Genomic DNA, 15,351 nt, shown 5'->3' with positions numbered 1-15,351 from the left:
TTACTTTCTCCTGATTTAAGCCAACCGGAAAAGACGGCGGGCATTTTCATCTGTTACTTGCGCAAGCCAGGCGGGATCTTCTCCACGCCATTCAGCCACCTTGTTCAGGATATGCGGCAAGTAGCAGGGTTCGTTCCGACGGGAAGCAGGTTTTGGTTTTAGATCCCGCGGTAACAAATAGGGGGCATCGGTTTCCAGCAGCAGTTGATGCGACGGAATTACCGGTAGCAACTCACGTAATTCAAGGCCACGCCGCTCATCGCATACCCAACCGGTTACGCCAATAAAAATCCCACGAGCCAGACACTCACGCGCTTCATTTTCTGTACCGGTAAAGCAATGCAGCACCACACCTGGCAACTTATCGAGCCAGGGGTCGAGCAGAGCAATAAAGCGTTCATGAGCCTCACGGCAGTGTAAAAATACCGGCATCATCAGGTCAGCCGCAAGGGCCAGTTGTGCGGTAAAAGCACGCTCTTGTTCTGCTGGTGTTGAGAAATTACGGTTGAAATCCAGGCCGCACTCGCCGATTGCGACCACTTCAGAAGCACCAGCAAGTTTGCGAATAGCCTCTGCAGTTTCGTCTTGCCACTGGCTGGCATCATGAGGGTGAACGCCAGCCGTAGACCAGCACCCTTGATACTGTTGCGCCAGTAACAAAGCTTGCTCGCTTTCATGCAGATTCGTGCCTGTCAGTAACATGCCATTGACGCCCACTGAATGCGCGCGAGCAACAACTTCTGCATGGTCTTTCGCAAACTGTGAGCTGGTAAGATTTACACCGATATCAAACATAGGGCCTTCCAAACGACGACCGCCCTGATGGGCGGCCTGAAATTATGACTCTTTATTAGAGTGTTGGTCTTCTGCTTCTGGAGCATCTTCCGGGTCTTCCTCGCCTCTTCTACGTCCTTTACCGACATAGAAACGGGAGAAGAACACGCCGACTTCAAACAGGCAGTACATCGGTATCGCCAGCAGTGTTTGCGAGAATACATCCGGCGGAGTCAACAACATGCCGACAACAAATGCACCAACCAGAATATATGGGCGCTTTTTCTTTAGAGCTTCAGGGGTAGTTACGCCCATCCAGCACAGAAGAATAATGGCTACGGGGACTTCAAAGGCCACGCCAAATGCCATAAACAAGGCCATGACAAAATCGAGGTATTTCGTTATGTCTGTAGACATCACGACCCCTATTGGCGCGGTTTTCGTCAGGAAACCAAACGCTAAAGGGAACACCACGAAATAGGCAAAAGCGATGCCGATATAAAAAAGCATTGTGCTGGAGAACAGCAGCGGCATAACCAGTTTGCGCTCATGTTTATAAAGCGCTGGCGCAATAAACGCCCAGATTTGATAAAGAATGACCGGCGCTGACAGGAACACTGAGACATAAATCGTCAGCTTAATTGGCGCAAAAAACGGTGATGCTACATCGGTAGCAATCATCGTTGAGCCTACCGGCATCTTACTGATTAGCGGTGCGGAGACGATTTGGTAAATGTCGTTGGCAAAGTAAACCAGTGCCAGGAAAATCACCAGCACAGCGATAATGCTATTTAACAGTCGCTTGCGTAGCTCAATCAGATGGCTGATAAGCGGTTGGGTATCTTCTACGGCCATGTTTACTGTTTATCACTCGAAGGTTGAGAAGACGCTGGCATTTTGACTGGTTCTGCCACAGGTTTAATCTGAGGCTGGATCAACTCGTCAGAAACTGCCGCAGGTGCAGGAACTGTCTCAGGCTCAACGACAGGAGCCTGATCGGGCGCACTGGCTTGGTGTGCAGCAGTGGCTGGAGTCACGCCGTCGTGGCTATCTTCGGCATCTTTTATCAATGGGTTATGGATGGTATGAGCCTCATCACTCCCTTTTTCAGGTTCCTGAGTGTACGAGCGTTTCATTGACTCTGCAGCCTGACGCAGCTCATCCATTGATGCCTTAAGCTCTGGAGTGAGATTATCCATGCTCGCCTTTTCAACCTTCTTCAGGCTGTCTTGCAGCTCCTGGATTTTCAGTTCCTGAACCAGTTCATTTTGCACAGTTGCCGCGAGCGAACGCAAAGCGCGAACCCAACCGACAACCGTTTTAACTGCCACAGGCAAACGTTGTGGCCCGAGAACAATCAGGCCAATCACGAATACCAGTAGCAACTCACTGAAACCAATATCGAACACGGTTTACACCTGCTCTTTATCGTTGCTCTTAGCTTCGTCTTTCTTCACTTCGCCAGGTTGTTTATCTGCAAGTGTTTTCGCTGTGAAATCAGCATCCTGAACGGATTTATCTTTCTCTTTATCTTCATCGTCACCCATCGCTTTTTTAAAGCCTTTGATGGATGCGCCCAAATCAGAACCGATAGAACCCAGTTTCTTGGTACCAAACAGCAGAACGACGATAACGGCAATGATCAACAATTGCCAAATACTGATACCACCCATAATGTTGCCTCAAATCACAGTGATGAATATACCCAACCTCTTTCAAGTTGCAGATGTTCATGCATCCTGAAATCTATTGGGTACAGATAACGGCCTGTATTGTACCGCACGTTGTCCGCTAAAAACGATTAAAAACAACTCAGGCTGAGCGCCGCCAGCCAATCAACCAGGTCACAACCCCCCCGGCCATCAACCAGGCGGGCATTAATTCCCATTCTGGTTTGTTAATCAACAATAAAGTCCCACTTAGCATCAGCATAGCGCCAATACCAAACAGATAGCGCGATTGCGCCTGGCGCACCTGGTTGCGTTGCAAATCACGCGTTATTTTATCAACGCTGTGTTGCAATTGTTTACCCTGGCGCAAACTGTCGTACATCAGTTCCGGCAGTTCTGGCATTTTTTCAATCCAGAACGGCGCTTTTTCTTTGAAAGAACGAATAAGCGCAGGAATACCCACCTGATCTTTGATCCAATCTTCCAGGAAAGGTTTGGCGGTTTTCCACAAATCAAGTTGCGGATAAAGCTGCCTACCAAGCCCTTCAACGTAAAGTAGCGTCTTTTGCAATAAAACAAGCTGCGGCTGCACTTCCATATTAAAGCGACGTGCCGTATTGAACAGGTTCAGCAACACATGGCCAAAGGAAATTTCCGCTAATGGCTTTTCAAAGATTGGCTCGCAAACGGTACGAATGGCAAACTCGAAGTCTTCAACATTCGTGTCTGGTGGTACCCAGCCTGAATCCACATGCAATTCAGCAACTTTGCGGTAATCTCGGTTAAAGAAGGCGATAAAGTTCTCAGCAAGATAGCGTTTATCTTCTTTATTGAGTGAACCCACAATACCGCAGTCGATACCAATGTATTGCGGGTCTTCAGGGTGTTCATAGCTGACGAAAATATTGCCTGGGTGCATATCGGCATGGAAGAAGCTGTCGCGGAAAACCTGAGTGAAGAAGACCTGCACGCCACGCTCTGCCAACAGTTTCATGTTGGTGCCCTGTTTATGCAGCATCGCAATATCAGAAACGGGAATACCGTAAATACGCTCCATCACCATCATGTCCTGGCTGCAATAGTCAGAGAACACCTCCGGCACATACAGCATCGAGCTACCTTCAAAATTGCGGCGTAACTGAATGGCGTTTGCCGATTCGCGCAGCAGATTTAGCTCATCAATTAAGGTCTTCTCATATTCGCGCACAACTTCAAGCGGGCGCAAACGGCGACCATCAGGCATCAGACGTGGTACCCATCGCGCGAGACGATAGATGAGTTTCATATCCGCTTTGATGATTGGCAAAATGTCCGGGCGAATGACTTTGATAACCACTTCTCGCCCATTTTCTTTCAGGCGAGCGGTATGTACCTGGGCAATGGAAGCTGACGCAAGCGGCTTGATTTCAAAATCGTCAAACCAGGCTTCTACAGGAAGCCCTCCCATCGCTTGTTCGATTTGTTTTTTTGCCAGCGCCCCGTCAAATGGTGCAACGCGGTCCTGCAACATCGCCAGTTGATCGGCAATTTGCGGCGGGAACAAGTCACGACGTGTAGAAAGCATCTGCCCAAACTTGATCCATACCGGGCCAAGCTCTTGTAAAGCCAGACGCAAACGCTCACCCAGAGGCTTTTCTTTATGGCGGTTTGGCATCCAGAAAAGCGTACGCCGCCAGATACGTAATGGCAGCGTAATGCGGACACGAGGGATCAGTTCATCCAGACCATAACTAAGAAAAGTGCGGACAATGAAATAGAGGCGACGAATTTCTCCAGGCGTCATTTGTTCTCCAGTTTGTTCAGTCGCGCGATGAGTGCGTCAACATTTCGTTCGACTGCTGCCGTTTCCTCAGCAAACCATGCAACCTCAAGCGATCCCGGTGCCATCTTCCACTCTTCCGTAATGGCTTCTGACAGGTATTGCTGGTTACGAGTAAATCCTTTCTTGAATAACTTACCGCCACCACGGATAACTTTACTGATACCTTCGGCGGCAATATCACCGATGTAAGGTGCTAATAATTCAGCAGGATCGAACTCGGCAAGATCCATCAGAGAAACCCAATTCTGGACAACCTGAAGATCGCCTTGAACCTCTAATTCACCGCTGCGAATCAGCGCAGTAAGCTGCTGCCTGTCACGTAGTTTAGGCAAGGTGCCAAGCCCGGTTAGCACCATGCAATCAGCTTCATCTTCCCACTGACCCAGTACATCAATTTGCTGTTCGCTAAAGACCAGAACAATTGGCGAAGAGAACTCTTTGAGCTCAACGCGTAACACCTTACCCACTAAGCGCTGACGTGCCGCTTTCAGTCCCCGATCGCGCCAGAGAAAAGTATTGAGAATATTTTCAATTCCGGCAGTCATTAGCGGTGTAAAAGGCATCACGAGTTCCCTGTCAGAATTTATAACCACGGTGCAGAGCAACTACGCCAGCGGTCAGGTTGAAATAGGTGGTATTTTCAAAGCCCGCATCTTCCATCATCGCTTTCAATGTTTCTTGATCAGGATGCATGCGAATAGACTCAGCCAGATAACGGTAACTTTCCGCATCCTGCGCAACAATTTCACCGATTCGCGGCAAAATGTGGAAGGAGTACGCATCGTAAGCTTTGCTCAGTGGTTCAATAATCGGTTTAGAGAATTCCAGAACCAACAGGCGGCCACCTGGTTTTAATACGCGATACATTGAACGCAGCGCTTTCTCTTTGTCTGTCACATTTCGCAGGCCAAAAGAGATGGTGATGCAGTCAAAGAAGTTATCCGGGAATGGCAGGGCTTCAGCGTTAGCCTGAACATAGTTCACGTTGCCAACCACACCGATGTTGCGCAGTTTTTCGCGCCCCATTTTCAGCATTGAGTCATTGATATCAGCCAGAACCACTTCGCCTGTTTCACCTACCAGACGGGAGAACTTAGCGGTTAAATCACCGGTTCCGCCTGCTAAGTCCAGTACGCGCTGACCACGACGAACACCACTGCAATCAATGGTGAAACGCTTCCATATACGATGGATGCCAAATGACATTAAGTCATTCATTACGTCGTATTTTGCGGCCACAGAGTGGAACACATTAGCGACCATATCGGCCTTCTGTTCCTTCGCTACAGTGCGAAAGCCAAAGTGTGTTGTTTCCTGGGATTCTTCAACCATCTCAATGCCTGCTTATCCAAAAAAATGTTCGTGAAGTGTAACAGAATGAGCCCTAAAGCCCTATGCTTCAAGCTGCAGGGGTGTTGGCTGCACTCACAAACCCCAGTCACTTACTTTAGTAAGCTCCTGGGGATTTGTTCCTTTGCCGCCTACTTGCAACTCGAGTTATTCTCGCTACAAACTGTTTTCCATATTCTTCTCTTCGTCGTTTTCATGCTCATGGCGCTCGATATTATCGCCTTCTTCAAGTCTGGCCTGTTCGACTAAATCAGGATTAATCTCACGTTTAACCTCAACGCCCAGACCACGAAATGCATCTGCCTGGATGAGAATATTGCCGCGCCCGGAAGAGAGTTTTTTCATCGCCTGGCGGTAATTATCCTGGGCTTTATCGAGGCTTTGACCAATCGCCGACATGTCATCAACAAAGAGGCGCATTTTGTCATAGAGTCGGCTGGCACGTTCGGCAATTTGTTGCGCATTCCGGCTCTGGTGCTCATAACGCCACAAATTGGCAACCGTTCTTAATGCCACCAATAATGTGGTTGGGCTAACGAGCATAATGTTATTTCTGAGCGCTTCGCTGATCAATTCAGGCTGGCGGTCGATCGCCAGTAAAAATGCGGGCTCAACCGGGATAAACATCAGCACATAATCCAGCGACCGCAGCCCAGGCAACTGCTGATAGTCTTTACGGCCCAGCATGCGAATGTGGTTACGCACCGCTGCAATATGCTCGTTGAGGGCAATTTCACGAGTTACGTCGTCGTCACCGTTGTAGTAACGCTCATAGGCCACCAGCGTCATTTTGGCGTCGATAACCACATCTTTGCCTTGTGGGAGGCGCACAATGACATCCGGCTGCATGCGGCTATTATTTTCTAGCTGAATGCTTACCTGAGTTTCGTATTCATACCCTTCGCGTAAGCCAGACGCCTCCAGCACCCGCGTCAACACAACCTCACCCCAGTTACCCTGGGTTTTATTATCCCCTTTCAGGGCTTTGGTGAGATTGAGCGCCTCTTGCGCCATTTGCGCATTCAGTTGCTGAAGGTTACGAATTTCGTGAGTTAGCGTGTGGCGTTCGCGAGCTTCCTGCCCAAAGCTTTCCTGAACCTGGCGGCGGAAACCATCCAGTTGTTCGCGAAGTGGCGAGAGCAAGCCATTCAAACTTTGGCGGTTTTGCTCTTCAACTTTACGGCCGCTGTTTTCAAAGATGCGATTGGCAAGGTTTTCAAATTGTTCGCTGAGGCGCTGCTCGCTGTTGAGCATCTGGCGATGTTTGTCATCAGCATTAAGACGGGTTTGTTCCAGAAGTGTGGAGAGTTCGCGGATATCGGCTTCCTGGGCACTGTTAATTTCAAGCTGAGTGCGCAGCTCACGGTTGAGTTGCTCACATTCTTCTTTCCAGTGCTGGTTTTGCTGTAACTCCTGCCGTGCAGCAGTCAGTTCGCCGTAGATTTCTCTTTGTTCTTCATGCAGTGCGGATTGCCGCCCGGCCGCTCGTAAACTTGCCAGCAACCAACCAGTCAGAACACCAACCAGCGCAATACCGAGCCCGAACAAAATAGAAATATCCACAGTCACTCCAACAAGCCATGCCAGACACTAGCAAAATAAAATTGTGCTGTATAAATGTCCAGATGAAAAGGAGTTTACTGCGAGGCGTTACGCAAAGCGTAAAAATTAAGCCGGCTTGCACCGGCTTTGGGGGACTAGATCAGGTGACGAGCTGCTTCCACAACGATTTTCACCGCATGGCTTTCAGTTTTCTTCATGGTCTCAGCGTTCGGGATCTCTTGCTGAGTACGGTTCACAATCACACCCGCAACCATACCCGCACGCAGGCCCTGGCTTGCACACATGGTCAGCAGTGTTGCAGATTCCATCTCGTAGTTCATCACGCCCATCTGCTGCCACTCTTCCATAGAGCCTTTGTAGCGGTTAACTACACGGCCTGAGAAGGTGTCGTAACGCTCCTGGCCTGGGTAGAAGGTATCGGAAGATGCAGTCACACCAATGTGTGTGGTCGCGCCAATAGACTTCGCGGCCTCAACCAGTGCAGTGGTACATGCAAAATCAGCAACCGCAGGGTATTCCATTGGAGCAAAGTGCAAGCTGGCACCGTCAAGGCGCACAGAAGCAGTTGTCACCAGAACATCACCAACATTGATATGTGGCTGAATTGCACCGGTAGTCCCGATACGCAGGAAAGTACGAATCCCCAGCTGTGCCAGTTCTTCCACAGCGATAGAGGTTGATGGACCACCGATACCGGTGGAACAGACGATAACTGGCTTGCCGTCTAACTCAGCACGCCAGGTAGTAAATTCACGGTGGGCAGCCAATTTGACCGGCTTATCCATCAGTACAGCGATTTTTTCAACTCGCTCAGGATCGCCCGGGACGATGGCAAGTGTTGCCCCTTGCAGATCGCTTTTAGTGAGGCCGAGGTGAAAAACATCAGACTTGGACATAACAGACTCCTGCATTGAATAGGTTGGCTTACATTGCAATGGGGGTACTGTACAGAACCCTCGCAAAGAATTTCGTGACGCATTTCACTTTGAATCAAACAAGTTACATTATTTTCAACTGCAATAGTGATGAAAATCACACTTAAAGGGGTGGCGCACATAGTTCTGATATTGAGAAGAAGGCGACTAAACAATCCACCAGCAACTCGAAGAATAACGGGAAAAAGCTATAGTTATCGCACTGCGCTAATTCTGGTAAGGAGAATGCCAATGAAAGAAGAACATATAGGTAAATCACCGGGCGGGCATTTTGCGCCAGCGGCCTCCCCTCTTGCTTCAACCGTATTGCATACCCCAGATGATGCTATTCATGCAGGGGAAACCTCAATTCCTACGCAGGGCGAAAACATGCCGGCGTTCCATGCCAGACCAAAAGGGGCGGAAGGCCCGCTGCCGATTGTAATCGTGGTGCAGGAAATTTTCGGTGTGCATGAACACATTCGTGATGTTTGTCGCCGCCTGGCGCTGGAAGGGTATCTGGCAATCGCGCCAGAGCTCTATTTCCGCCAGGGTGATCCCAATGATTATTCCGATATCCCTACCCTTTTCAGCGAGCTGGTTTCAAAAGTGCCCGATGCACAGGTGCTCGCGGATCTTGATCACGTCGCTAATTGGGCGGCAAGAAACGGTGGTGATGCACATCGTTTGATGATGACAGGGTTTTGTTGGGGTGGCCGTATAACGTGGCTGTATGCCGCACACAATCCGCAGTTGAAAGCGGCTGTGGCCTGGTATGGAAAATTAGTGGGCGAAAAGACATTAAACTCCCCGCATCACCCAGTCGACATCGCAGTCAATTTGAATGCGCCAGTGCTTGGGCTTTATGGCGGGCAGGACACGGGAATTCCACAGGATACTGTGGAAACAATGCGCCATGCGTTGCGTGCCGCTAATGCCAACGCAGAAATCATCGTTTACCCGGAAGCAGGACATGCTTTTAATGCGGACTACCGCCCGAGCTATCATGCAGATTCAGCCAAAGATGGCTGGGTGCGGATGCTGGCGTGGTTTGCACGCTTTAGTGCGAAGAAGTAATGCAGTTAATTAAGGGGGAAAGATTCCCCCACTTCTTACTTTATTAAGCTTTACGCAAATTCTGCGCAGCCTTCACCATATTCGCCAGTGCCAGGCGAGTCTCCGGCCAGCCACGGGTTTTCAGGCCGCAGTCCGGGTTGACCCACAAGCGCTCTGCCGGAACGCTTTCCGCCGCTTTCTTCAGCAATGCTTCAATCCATTCCACGCTCGGTACGTTCGGTGAGTGAATGTCATATACGCCCGGCCCAATTTCATTCGGGTATTCGAACTCTTTAAATGACTCCAGCAAGTCCATATCGGAACGCGAGGTTTCGATGGTGATCACGTCTGCATCCAGCGCGGCAATGGAGTCCATGATGTCGTTGAATTCGCAGTAACACATGTGCGTGTGGATTTGTGTGTCATCACGCACCACGGCGGCATTCAGGCGGAAGGCTTCCACGCCCCACTCCAGATACGCCTGCCAGTCGGAACGGCGCAGCGGTAAACCTTCGCGCAGTGCGGGTTCGTCAATCTGGATGATGCCGATACCTGCCGCTTCGAGATCCGCCACTTCGTCACGCAGCGCAAGGGCAATTTGTTTGGCGATGGTTTCACGGCTCACATCTTCGCGCGGGAATGACCAGCACAGAATTGTCACCGGGCCAGTCAGCATGCCTTTTACCGGTTTGTCAGTCAGGGATTGCGCGAACGATGCCCACTCCACAGTAATGGCTTCCGGGCGGCTGATATCACCGATGACAACCGGTGGCTTCACGCAGCGAGAACCGTAACTCTGCACCCAGCCGTTCTGAGTAAACACGAAACCGTCGAGGTGCTCACCGAAGTATTCCACCATGTCGTTACGTTCGGCTTCCCCATGCACCAGTACATCCAGCCCCAGACGTTCCTGTTCAGCAACGGCTTGTTTGATATGTTCGGCGATACCGGTGCGATAGTTATTCGCATCCAGGTTACCTTTTTTAAACTCCAGGCGCAGGCCACGAATTTCCGTCGTTTGCGGGAATGAACCGATAGTCGTCGTCGGCCAGGCCGGGAGATTGAAGCGCTGGCGCTGTGCCACGGCACGATCGGCGTAGTCACTCTGGCGTTGGCTGTCTTGCGCCGTAATGGTCGCCAGACGTTTGCCAACGGCCGCATTATGGACACGCTGTGAATGGCGGCGAGCCTGAATTGGCGCACTCCATTCAACCAGTTTTTCAGTATTGCCGCTGTTCAGGGCTTCGGTCAGCAAAGACAGTTCGGCACATTTTTGCAGCGCGAAGGCAAACCAACTCTTCACTTCAGCATCAAGACGTGTTTCAACGCTTAGGTCGATTGGGCTGTGCAGCAGAGAACAGGAAGAAGCGACCCACAGATCACGTTTACCGACGATCGCCTGCAATTGTTGATATTTTTCGCTCAGATCAGCACGCCAGACGTTACGACCATTAATCACACCGGCCGATAACAGCCAGTTGGCGGGCAGTTGCTGATGCAGCGCGTTGATATCGTCTTTACCATGGACGAAGTCGACGTGCAGACCCTGAACCGGCAGCGCCGTAATGGTGTTCAGGTTTGGCGTCACGCCTTCAAAATAAGTGGTCAGCAACATTTTAACGTTACCAGCCAGCGCGTCGTAAGCCGGTTTGAACGCATCGAGCCATTCTTGCGGTAACTCCAGCACCAGAGCAGGCTCGTCGATCTGCACCCACTCGATGCCACGCTTTGCCAGTTCCGCCAGCACCTGCTGGTAAACCGGTAGAATATCTTGCAGCAGGCTCAGGCGGTCAAACGGCTCGCCTTTCACTTTGCCAAGCCACAGGTAAGTCACTGGCCCAAGCAGTACAGGTTTCACGTTGTGGCCAAGCGCCAGTGCTTCATCTACTTCATCCAACAGCTGTGTCCAGGTCAGTTTGAACTGCTGGCCTTTAGTGAACTCCGGCACCATGTAGTGGTAGTTAGTGTTGAACCATTTGGTCATTTCAGCGGCAGCAGCAGGCGTACCCGTTGGCGCGCGGCCACGGCCTAAACGGAACAAGGTATCTATATCGACGCTACCGTCCGCGTTCTGATGACGAGCCGGCACGTTGCCAAGCAGCAAGCTGGTGGTCAGAACGTGATCGTACCAGGCGAAATCGCCCACTGGCAGCAGTTCCACGCCAGCTTCTTTTTGTTGGTCCCAGTGGCGGGCACGCAGTTCGCGGCCTACCGCCAGTAATTCTTCCTGGGTGGAGCTGCCCGCCCAGTAACTTTCTTGTGCTTTTTTCAGTTCGCGACGCAGGCCGACACGAGGGAAGCCGAGGGTGTGATTTTTTATCGTCATGTTCTTTCCTCAATATTCATTATTCGACTCATTTAGCCGTCCAGATGTTTACACATCTATAATCAACAGGTACTGTATATTCCTCAAGCGCAATTTGCTCATGCCGAATTGAAGGACTTTCATGATCGAGATTAAACATCTGCGGACGCTACAGGCGTTACGAAATTGCGGCTCTTTAGCCGCTGCGGCTGCCGCGTTGCATCAAACCCAATCGGCCCTCTCCCATCAATTCAGCGATCTGGAGCAGCGCCTGGGTTTCCGCCTGTTTGTCCGTAAAAGTCAGCCACTGCGGTTTACGCCTCAGGGCGAGGTGCTGTTGCAACTGGCTGAACAAGTGTTGCCGCAGATTAGCCGTGCGCTGCAGGCTTGCAACGAACCGCACCAGACCCAGCTTCGCATCGCCATCGAATGCCATAGCTGTATTCAGTGGCTGACGCCCGCGCTGGAAAACTTCCACAAAACCTGGCCGCAGGTGGATCTGGATTTCAAATCTGGCGTGACGTTCGACCCGCAGCCTGCACTGCAACAGAGTGAGCTGGATATCGTATTAACGTCCGACATCCTGCCGCGCAGCGGTCTGCATTATTCGCCAATGTTTGATTATGAAGTGCGCCTGGTGCTGGCAACGGATCACCCGCTGGCAAGCAAAACGCGTATTGAACCGGAAGATTTGAGCAGCGAAACGTTGTTGATTTACCCGGTGCAGCGCCAACGACTCGATATCTGGCGCCATTTCCTGCAACCCGCAGGCGTCAGCCCATCGCTGAAAAGTGTCGATAACACGCTGCTGCTGATTCAGATGGTGTCAGCCCGCATGGGGATTGCTGCGCTGCCACATTGGGTAGTGGAAAATGTTGAGCGCCAGGGTCTGGTCGTAACCAAAACCCTGGGCGAAGGACTGTGGAGCCGGTTGTACGCCGCCGTGCGCGATGGCGAGCAGCGCCAACCGGTAACGGAAGCGTTTATTCGCTCGACGCGTTCACACGCTTGCGAGCATCTGCCGTTTGTGAAGAACGCGGAGCGACCCAATGGCGATGTACCCATAGCGAAGCCATTATCACCGACCCACCAATAATAAAACTCGGCCAGTGAGGCTGTTCTTGCCAGATGGCAAGGTTAACCAGCAGCCCCGCCGGAACATGCACGTTGTTCATGATACCAAGCGTGCCCGCATCCACCTGCGTGGCGCCATAGTTCCACATAAAGTAGCCCAGCCCGGAAGCCACCACACCAAGCCACACCAGAATGCCCCATTGCAGATGAGTAGTCGGCAGTTTGTGCGGATTCCCCAACGCAAACCAGGCTGTTACAGCCACGACTGCCGCCCCGAGGTAGAACCACGAAAATGCGCAACGTTGCGGCATCGGACGCGTTTCCATCAACCGTTTGTAGCCCACCATACCGATGGCGAAGCAGATGTTTGCCGCCTGAACCAGCATCAGACCAATCCAGAAGTGATCGCTCACTTTGTCGTAGCGAATAATCGCCGCACCAACCACGGCAAGCCCGGCACTCAATGCGTAGCCCCAACGTAGCTTGTTGCCGCTGATCAAGTCATAAATCAGCGTAACGTAAAGCGGCGTCATTACCGTAAACAGCAGGAATTCTGAAACGGTGAGGTAGAGATACGCCTGGAAGCTAAACAGGTACATCACGCCGAGTTGCAGTGCGCCCACCAGCATATACAGCAGCAATGTTTTCGCGCTGTAGCCTTTAAAGCGCAGGAAAGGCAGGAACACTATCGCCGCCAGCCCGACGCGCATCAGCACTGAAAAGTAGCTGTCGACATGCCCGGCAAGGTATTCGCCAATCAGGCTAAAAGAGAAGGCCCACAGAATAGTGGTGATGATCAGTAACGGCACGATGAAGTCTCTACTACGGGAGATTAATGCTTCATTGTAGCGAAGGGAATGTGCAGAAGTTGAACTATTTGGTTGACGAGTGGTGATTAGTTCACCACTCGTTTATCACGAATCAGTCTTTGCCGAGGAACATTTTGCGCAGGTAATGCGGAACCGCGTTATCACCGTTGGTGCCGATGACTTCAAGCTCTGGCAGTAAGTCTTTCAGGCGCTGGTGAGCGTTGCCCATGATGCAGCCTTTACCCGCCATGCTAAGCATTTCCGCGTCATTCATGCCGTCACCAAAGGAAATGCAGTCTTTCAGGCCGTAGCCCATCGCTTTGGATACCGCTTCCAGCGCGTGACCTTTCGATACGCCGCCCGCCATCACTTCCAGGCAAGTCAGCGTGGAGAAACTCACATTCACGCGGTCGCCCCAGCGAGCGAGCAACGCTTGCTCAAGCGGCAGGAGTTTTTCATGTGAATCACAGGTGAAGAACACTTTGCTGACGCCATCGGCTTCCAGCAAGCCTGGTTCAAACAGGGTGTAATTGAACACCGCTTCTTTGAAATATTTCATCTCTTCCGGGCGGTGACGGTTCATAAACCACTGGTCGCCACGGTAGACGTTGGTCACGATATCTTGATTGGTATGCACCACACCAAACAGATCCTGAGCGATGTCATGGTCAAGATCGTGGCTGAACACCAGGTTACCGTCAGTATCATGCACACGCGCACCGTTTGAGGTGATCATGTAGGCTTTGATTTCGAGGTTATCGCGGATTTGCCCCACGTCGATATGGTGGCGACCCGTTGCAAAGACGAAATGAACACCTTCAGCGGTGAGCAATTTCAGCGTTTCTTTAGCATACGGGGAGAGAGTGTGATCAGGGGACAGCAACGTGCCATCTAAGTCAGACGCAACGACATGGTACATAGGATTTGGAACCTCTGGTGTTAAATTCAGATTAATTATGCCTGTCAAAAAAGGCGATGACGGCATTCAGCGCTTCGGTCCGCATATCGTCCTTTTCGAACAGGATCTCATGATACGCACCGTTTATGACGTAAGGTGTTTCCCCCTCACAAGGGTGGCCCGCCGCGGCGCGAATCTCACAGAATTGGTCATGCGCTCGGTTATCTACGACGCGCTCCTCTTCTGCCTGCAGGATAAAAATCGGCGTGGTGATAGCAGTGGCTCCTGCTAAAACCTGTTCTCCTGCGAGTATCCCTTCTCTTACCCAGTGATTCGTTGGCCCACCCAACCGCAATGCTGGCTCATCAGCATAAAAACGCAGGTTGCGGCGGTAACGTTCACGACTATGGGTCAGGACATTAACGCTAAATGGTAATGCACGCCAGCGGCCTGTTCCGATTGCATAACCCTCACGAATACGCTGATGGCCTTCCGCCCAATCAAGAATATGGCGCACCATCCAGTCAGGCCAGCGCAAGGCAATACCAAACATCGGCGCACACAGTGCAACTGCATCAAAGCATTGTGAGTTTTTCTCAAGCCACAGCGTAATTATCGCGCCACCCATGGAATGCGCTAACGCGTAGCGTTTTCTCCAGGGGCCGTTGGCGACTTCGTGCTGATAAAAGCGGTCAAAGTCGTCGACATAGTCGCTAAATTTCGCCACATGGCCGCGATGTGAGTCCGAAAGCATGCGCCCGGAACGCCCTTGCCCACGGTGGTCGATGATTAAAATATCGAACCCACAATGGAAAAGGTCATAAGCCAGTTCGGCATATTTGACGTAACTTTCGATCCGGCCAGGGCAAACGGCAATGACCCTATCGTGATCCTGCGCGCGAAAGCGTACATAGCGTACCGGCACTTCGTCGACGCCTGAAAATTCACACTCTTCGCGCTGCCGCCAGAAGTCCATCAGAGGACCGGTGGTGAAAGCCGCAAAGGCGTTTTCCCTGTTTGACCATCCATTTTTATGCTGAGTCATATCGCTTTTTTGTGATTCGTAGCACGCTCATCAACAATAGCGTATTGTGGCATAAAAGTGTTCGATCAGGG

Annotated in this window: 15 protein-coding genes; 2 read left to right on the top strand and 13 right to left on the bottom strand. The window is 51.3% G+C overall.

Annotated features, from left to right (window positions below):
* Positions 1-15: 15 nt before the first annotated feature.
* The 9 genes from tatD to udp form a co-directional block, all read right to left on the bottom strand.
* Positions 16-795 (bottom strand): 3'-5' ssDNA/RNA exonuclease TatD, encoded by a 780-nt coding sequence (gene tatD / locus M977_RS11950; protein ID WP_064515239.1) that lies wholly within the window; start codon positions 793-795, stop codon positions 16-18.
* Between the two features lie 42 nt (positions 796-837).
* Positions 838-1,629, bottom strand: a complete 792-nt coding sequence (tatC, locus tag M977_RS11945; protein WP_064515238.1) for a Sec-independent protein translocase subunit TatC — start codon at positions 1,627-1,629, stop codon at positions 838-840.
* Positions 1,630-1,631: 2 nt separating this feature from the next.
* Positions 1,632-2,183 (bottom strand): Sec-independent protein translocase protein TatB, encoded by a 552-nt coding sequence (gene tatB / locus M977_RS11940; protein ID WP_064515237.1) that lies wholly within the window; start codon positions 2,181-2,183, stop codon positions 1,632-1,634.
* Between the two features lie 3 nt (positions 2,184-2,186).
* Complete coding sequence (gene tatA, locus M977_RS11935) at positions 2,187-2,447, bottom strand: Sec-independent protein translocase subunit TatA (RefSeq protein WP_034492140.1); 261 nt, start codon at positions 2,445-2,447, stop codon at positions 2,187-2,189.
* Between the two features lie 139 nt (positions 2,448-2,586).
* Positions 2,587-4,227 carry a ubiquinone biosynthesis regulatory protein kinase UbiB gene (ubiB, locus tag M977_RS11930; protein WP_064515234.1) on the bottom strand — a complete coding sequence of 547 codons (1,641 nt, stop codon included), beginning with the start codon at positions 4,225-4,227 and terminating at the stop codon, positions 2,587-2,589.
* Positions 4,224-4,829 (bottom strand): ubiquinone biosynthesis protein UbiJ, encoded by a 606-nt coding sequence (ubiJ, locus tag M977_RS11925; RefSeq protein ID WP_064515232.1) that lies wholly within the window; start codon positions 4,827-4,829, stop codon positions 4,224-4,226. The genes ubiB and ubiJ overlap by 4 nt, the downstream gene beginning before the upstream one ends.
* Positions 4,830-4,842: 13 nt before the next feature.
* On the bottom strand, positions 4,843-5,598 hold the full coding sequence (gene ubiE / locus M977_RS11920; RefSeq protein WP_034492146.1) for a bifunctional demethylmenaquinone methyltransferase/2-methoxy-6-polyprenyl-1,4-benzoquinol methylase UbiE: 756 nt from the start codon (positions 5,596-5,598) through the stop codon (positions 4,843-4,845).
* Positions 5,599-5,772: 174 nt separating this feature from the next.
* Positions 5,773-7,179, bottom strand: coding sequence for a DNA recombination protein RmuC (rmuC, locus tag M977_RS11915; protein WP_064515231.1), 1,407 nt, complete (start codon positions 7,177-7,179; stop codon positions 5,773-5,775).
* A 134-nt stretch (positions 7,180-7,313) separates the two neighbouring features.
* Positions 7,314-8,075, bottom strand: coding sequence for a uridine phosphorylase (gene udp / locus M977_RS11910; RefSeq protein ID WP_064515229.1), 762 nt, complete (start codon positions 8,073-8,075; stop codon positions 7,314-7,316).
* A gap of 270 nt (positions 8,076-8,345) precedes the next feature.
* Here udp and M977_RS11905 point away from each other — a divergent pair, with 270 nt between their 5' ends.
* Positions 8,346-9,170: a dienelactone hydrolase family protein gene (locus tag M977_RS11905; RefSeq protein WP_064515226.1), complete on the top strand. Its 825-nt coding sequence runs from the start codon at positions 8,346-8,348 to the stop codon at positions 9,168-9,170.
* A 43-nt stretch (positions 9,171-9,213) separates the two neighbouring features.
* On the opposite strand, the gene metE is transcribed toward M977_RS11905, so the two are convergent.
* A complete protein-coding gene (gene metE, locus M977_RS11900; protein WP_064515224.1) occupies positions 9,214-11,475 on the bottom strand; it encodes a 5-methyltetrahydropteroyltriglutamate--homocysteine S-methyltransferase in 2,262 nt (753 codons plus the stop codon).
* 121 nt (positions 11,476-11,596) lie between these two features.
* On the opposite strand from metE, the gene metR reads away from it, so the two are divergent.
* Complete coding sequence (gene metR / locus M977_RS11895; RefSeq protein WP_064515221.1) at positions 11,597-12,550, top strand: HTH-type transcriptional regulator MetR; 954 nt, start codon at positions 11,597-11,599, stop codon at positions 12,548-12,550.
* Here metR and M977_RS11890 read toward each other — a convergent pair.
* The 3 genes from M977_RS11890 to pldB form a co-directional block, all read right to left on the bottom strand.
* On the bottom strand, positions 12,438-13,337 hold the full coding sequence (locus tag M977_RS11890; protein WP_064515219.1) for a carboxylate/amino acid/amine transporter: 900 nt from the start codon (positions 13,335-13,337) through the stop codon (positions 12,438-12,440). The genes metR and M977_RS11890 overlap by 113 nt on opposite strands.
* Before the next feature lie 112 nt (positions 13,338-13,449).
* A complete protein-coding gene (gene yigL, locus M977_RS11885; protein WP_064515217.1) occupies positions 13,450-14,256 on the bottom strand; it encodes a sugar/pyridoxal phosphate phosphatase YigL in 807 nt (268 codons plus the stop codon).
* 31 nt (positions 14,257-14,287) lie between these two features.
* Entirely contained in the window at positions 14,288-15,280 is a 993-nt protein-coding gene (gene pldB / locus M977_RS11880; RefSeq protein ID WP_064515215.1) for a lysophospholipase L2, read from the bottom strand.
* Positions 15,281-15,351: the final 71 nt, after the last annotated feature.

The organism is Buttiauxella gaviniae ATCC 51604 (assembly GCF_001654835.1).
GTDB lineage: Bacteria > Pseudomonadota > Gammaproteobacteria > Enterobacterales > Enterobacteriaceae > Buttiauxella > Buttiauxella gaviniae.
The sequence above is the reverse complement of the archived record's forward strand: the minus strand, read 5'-3'. Positions and strand labels throughout refer to the sequence as shown.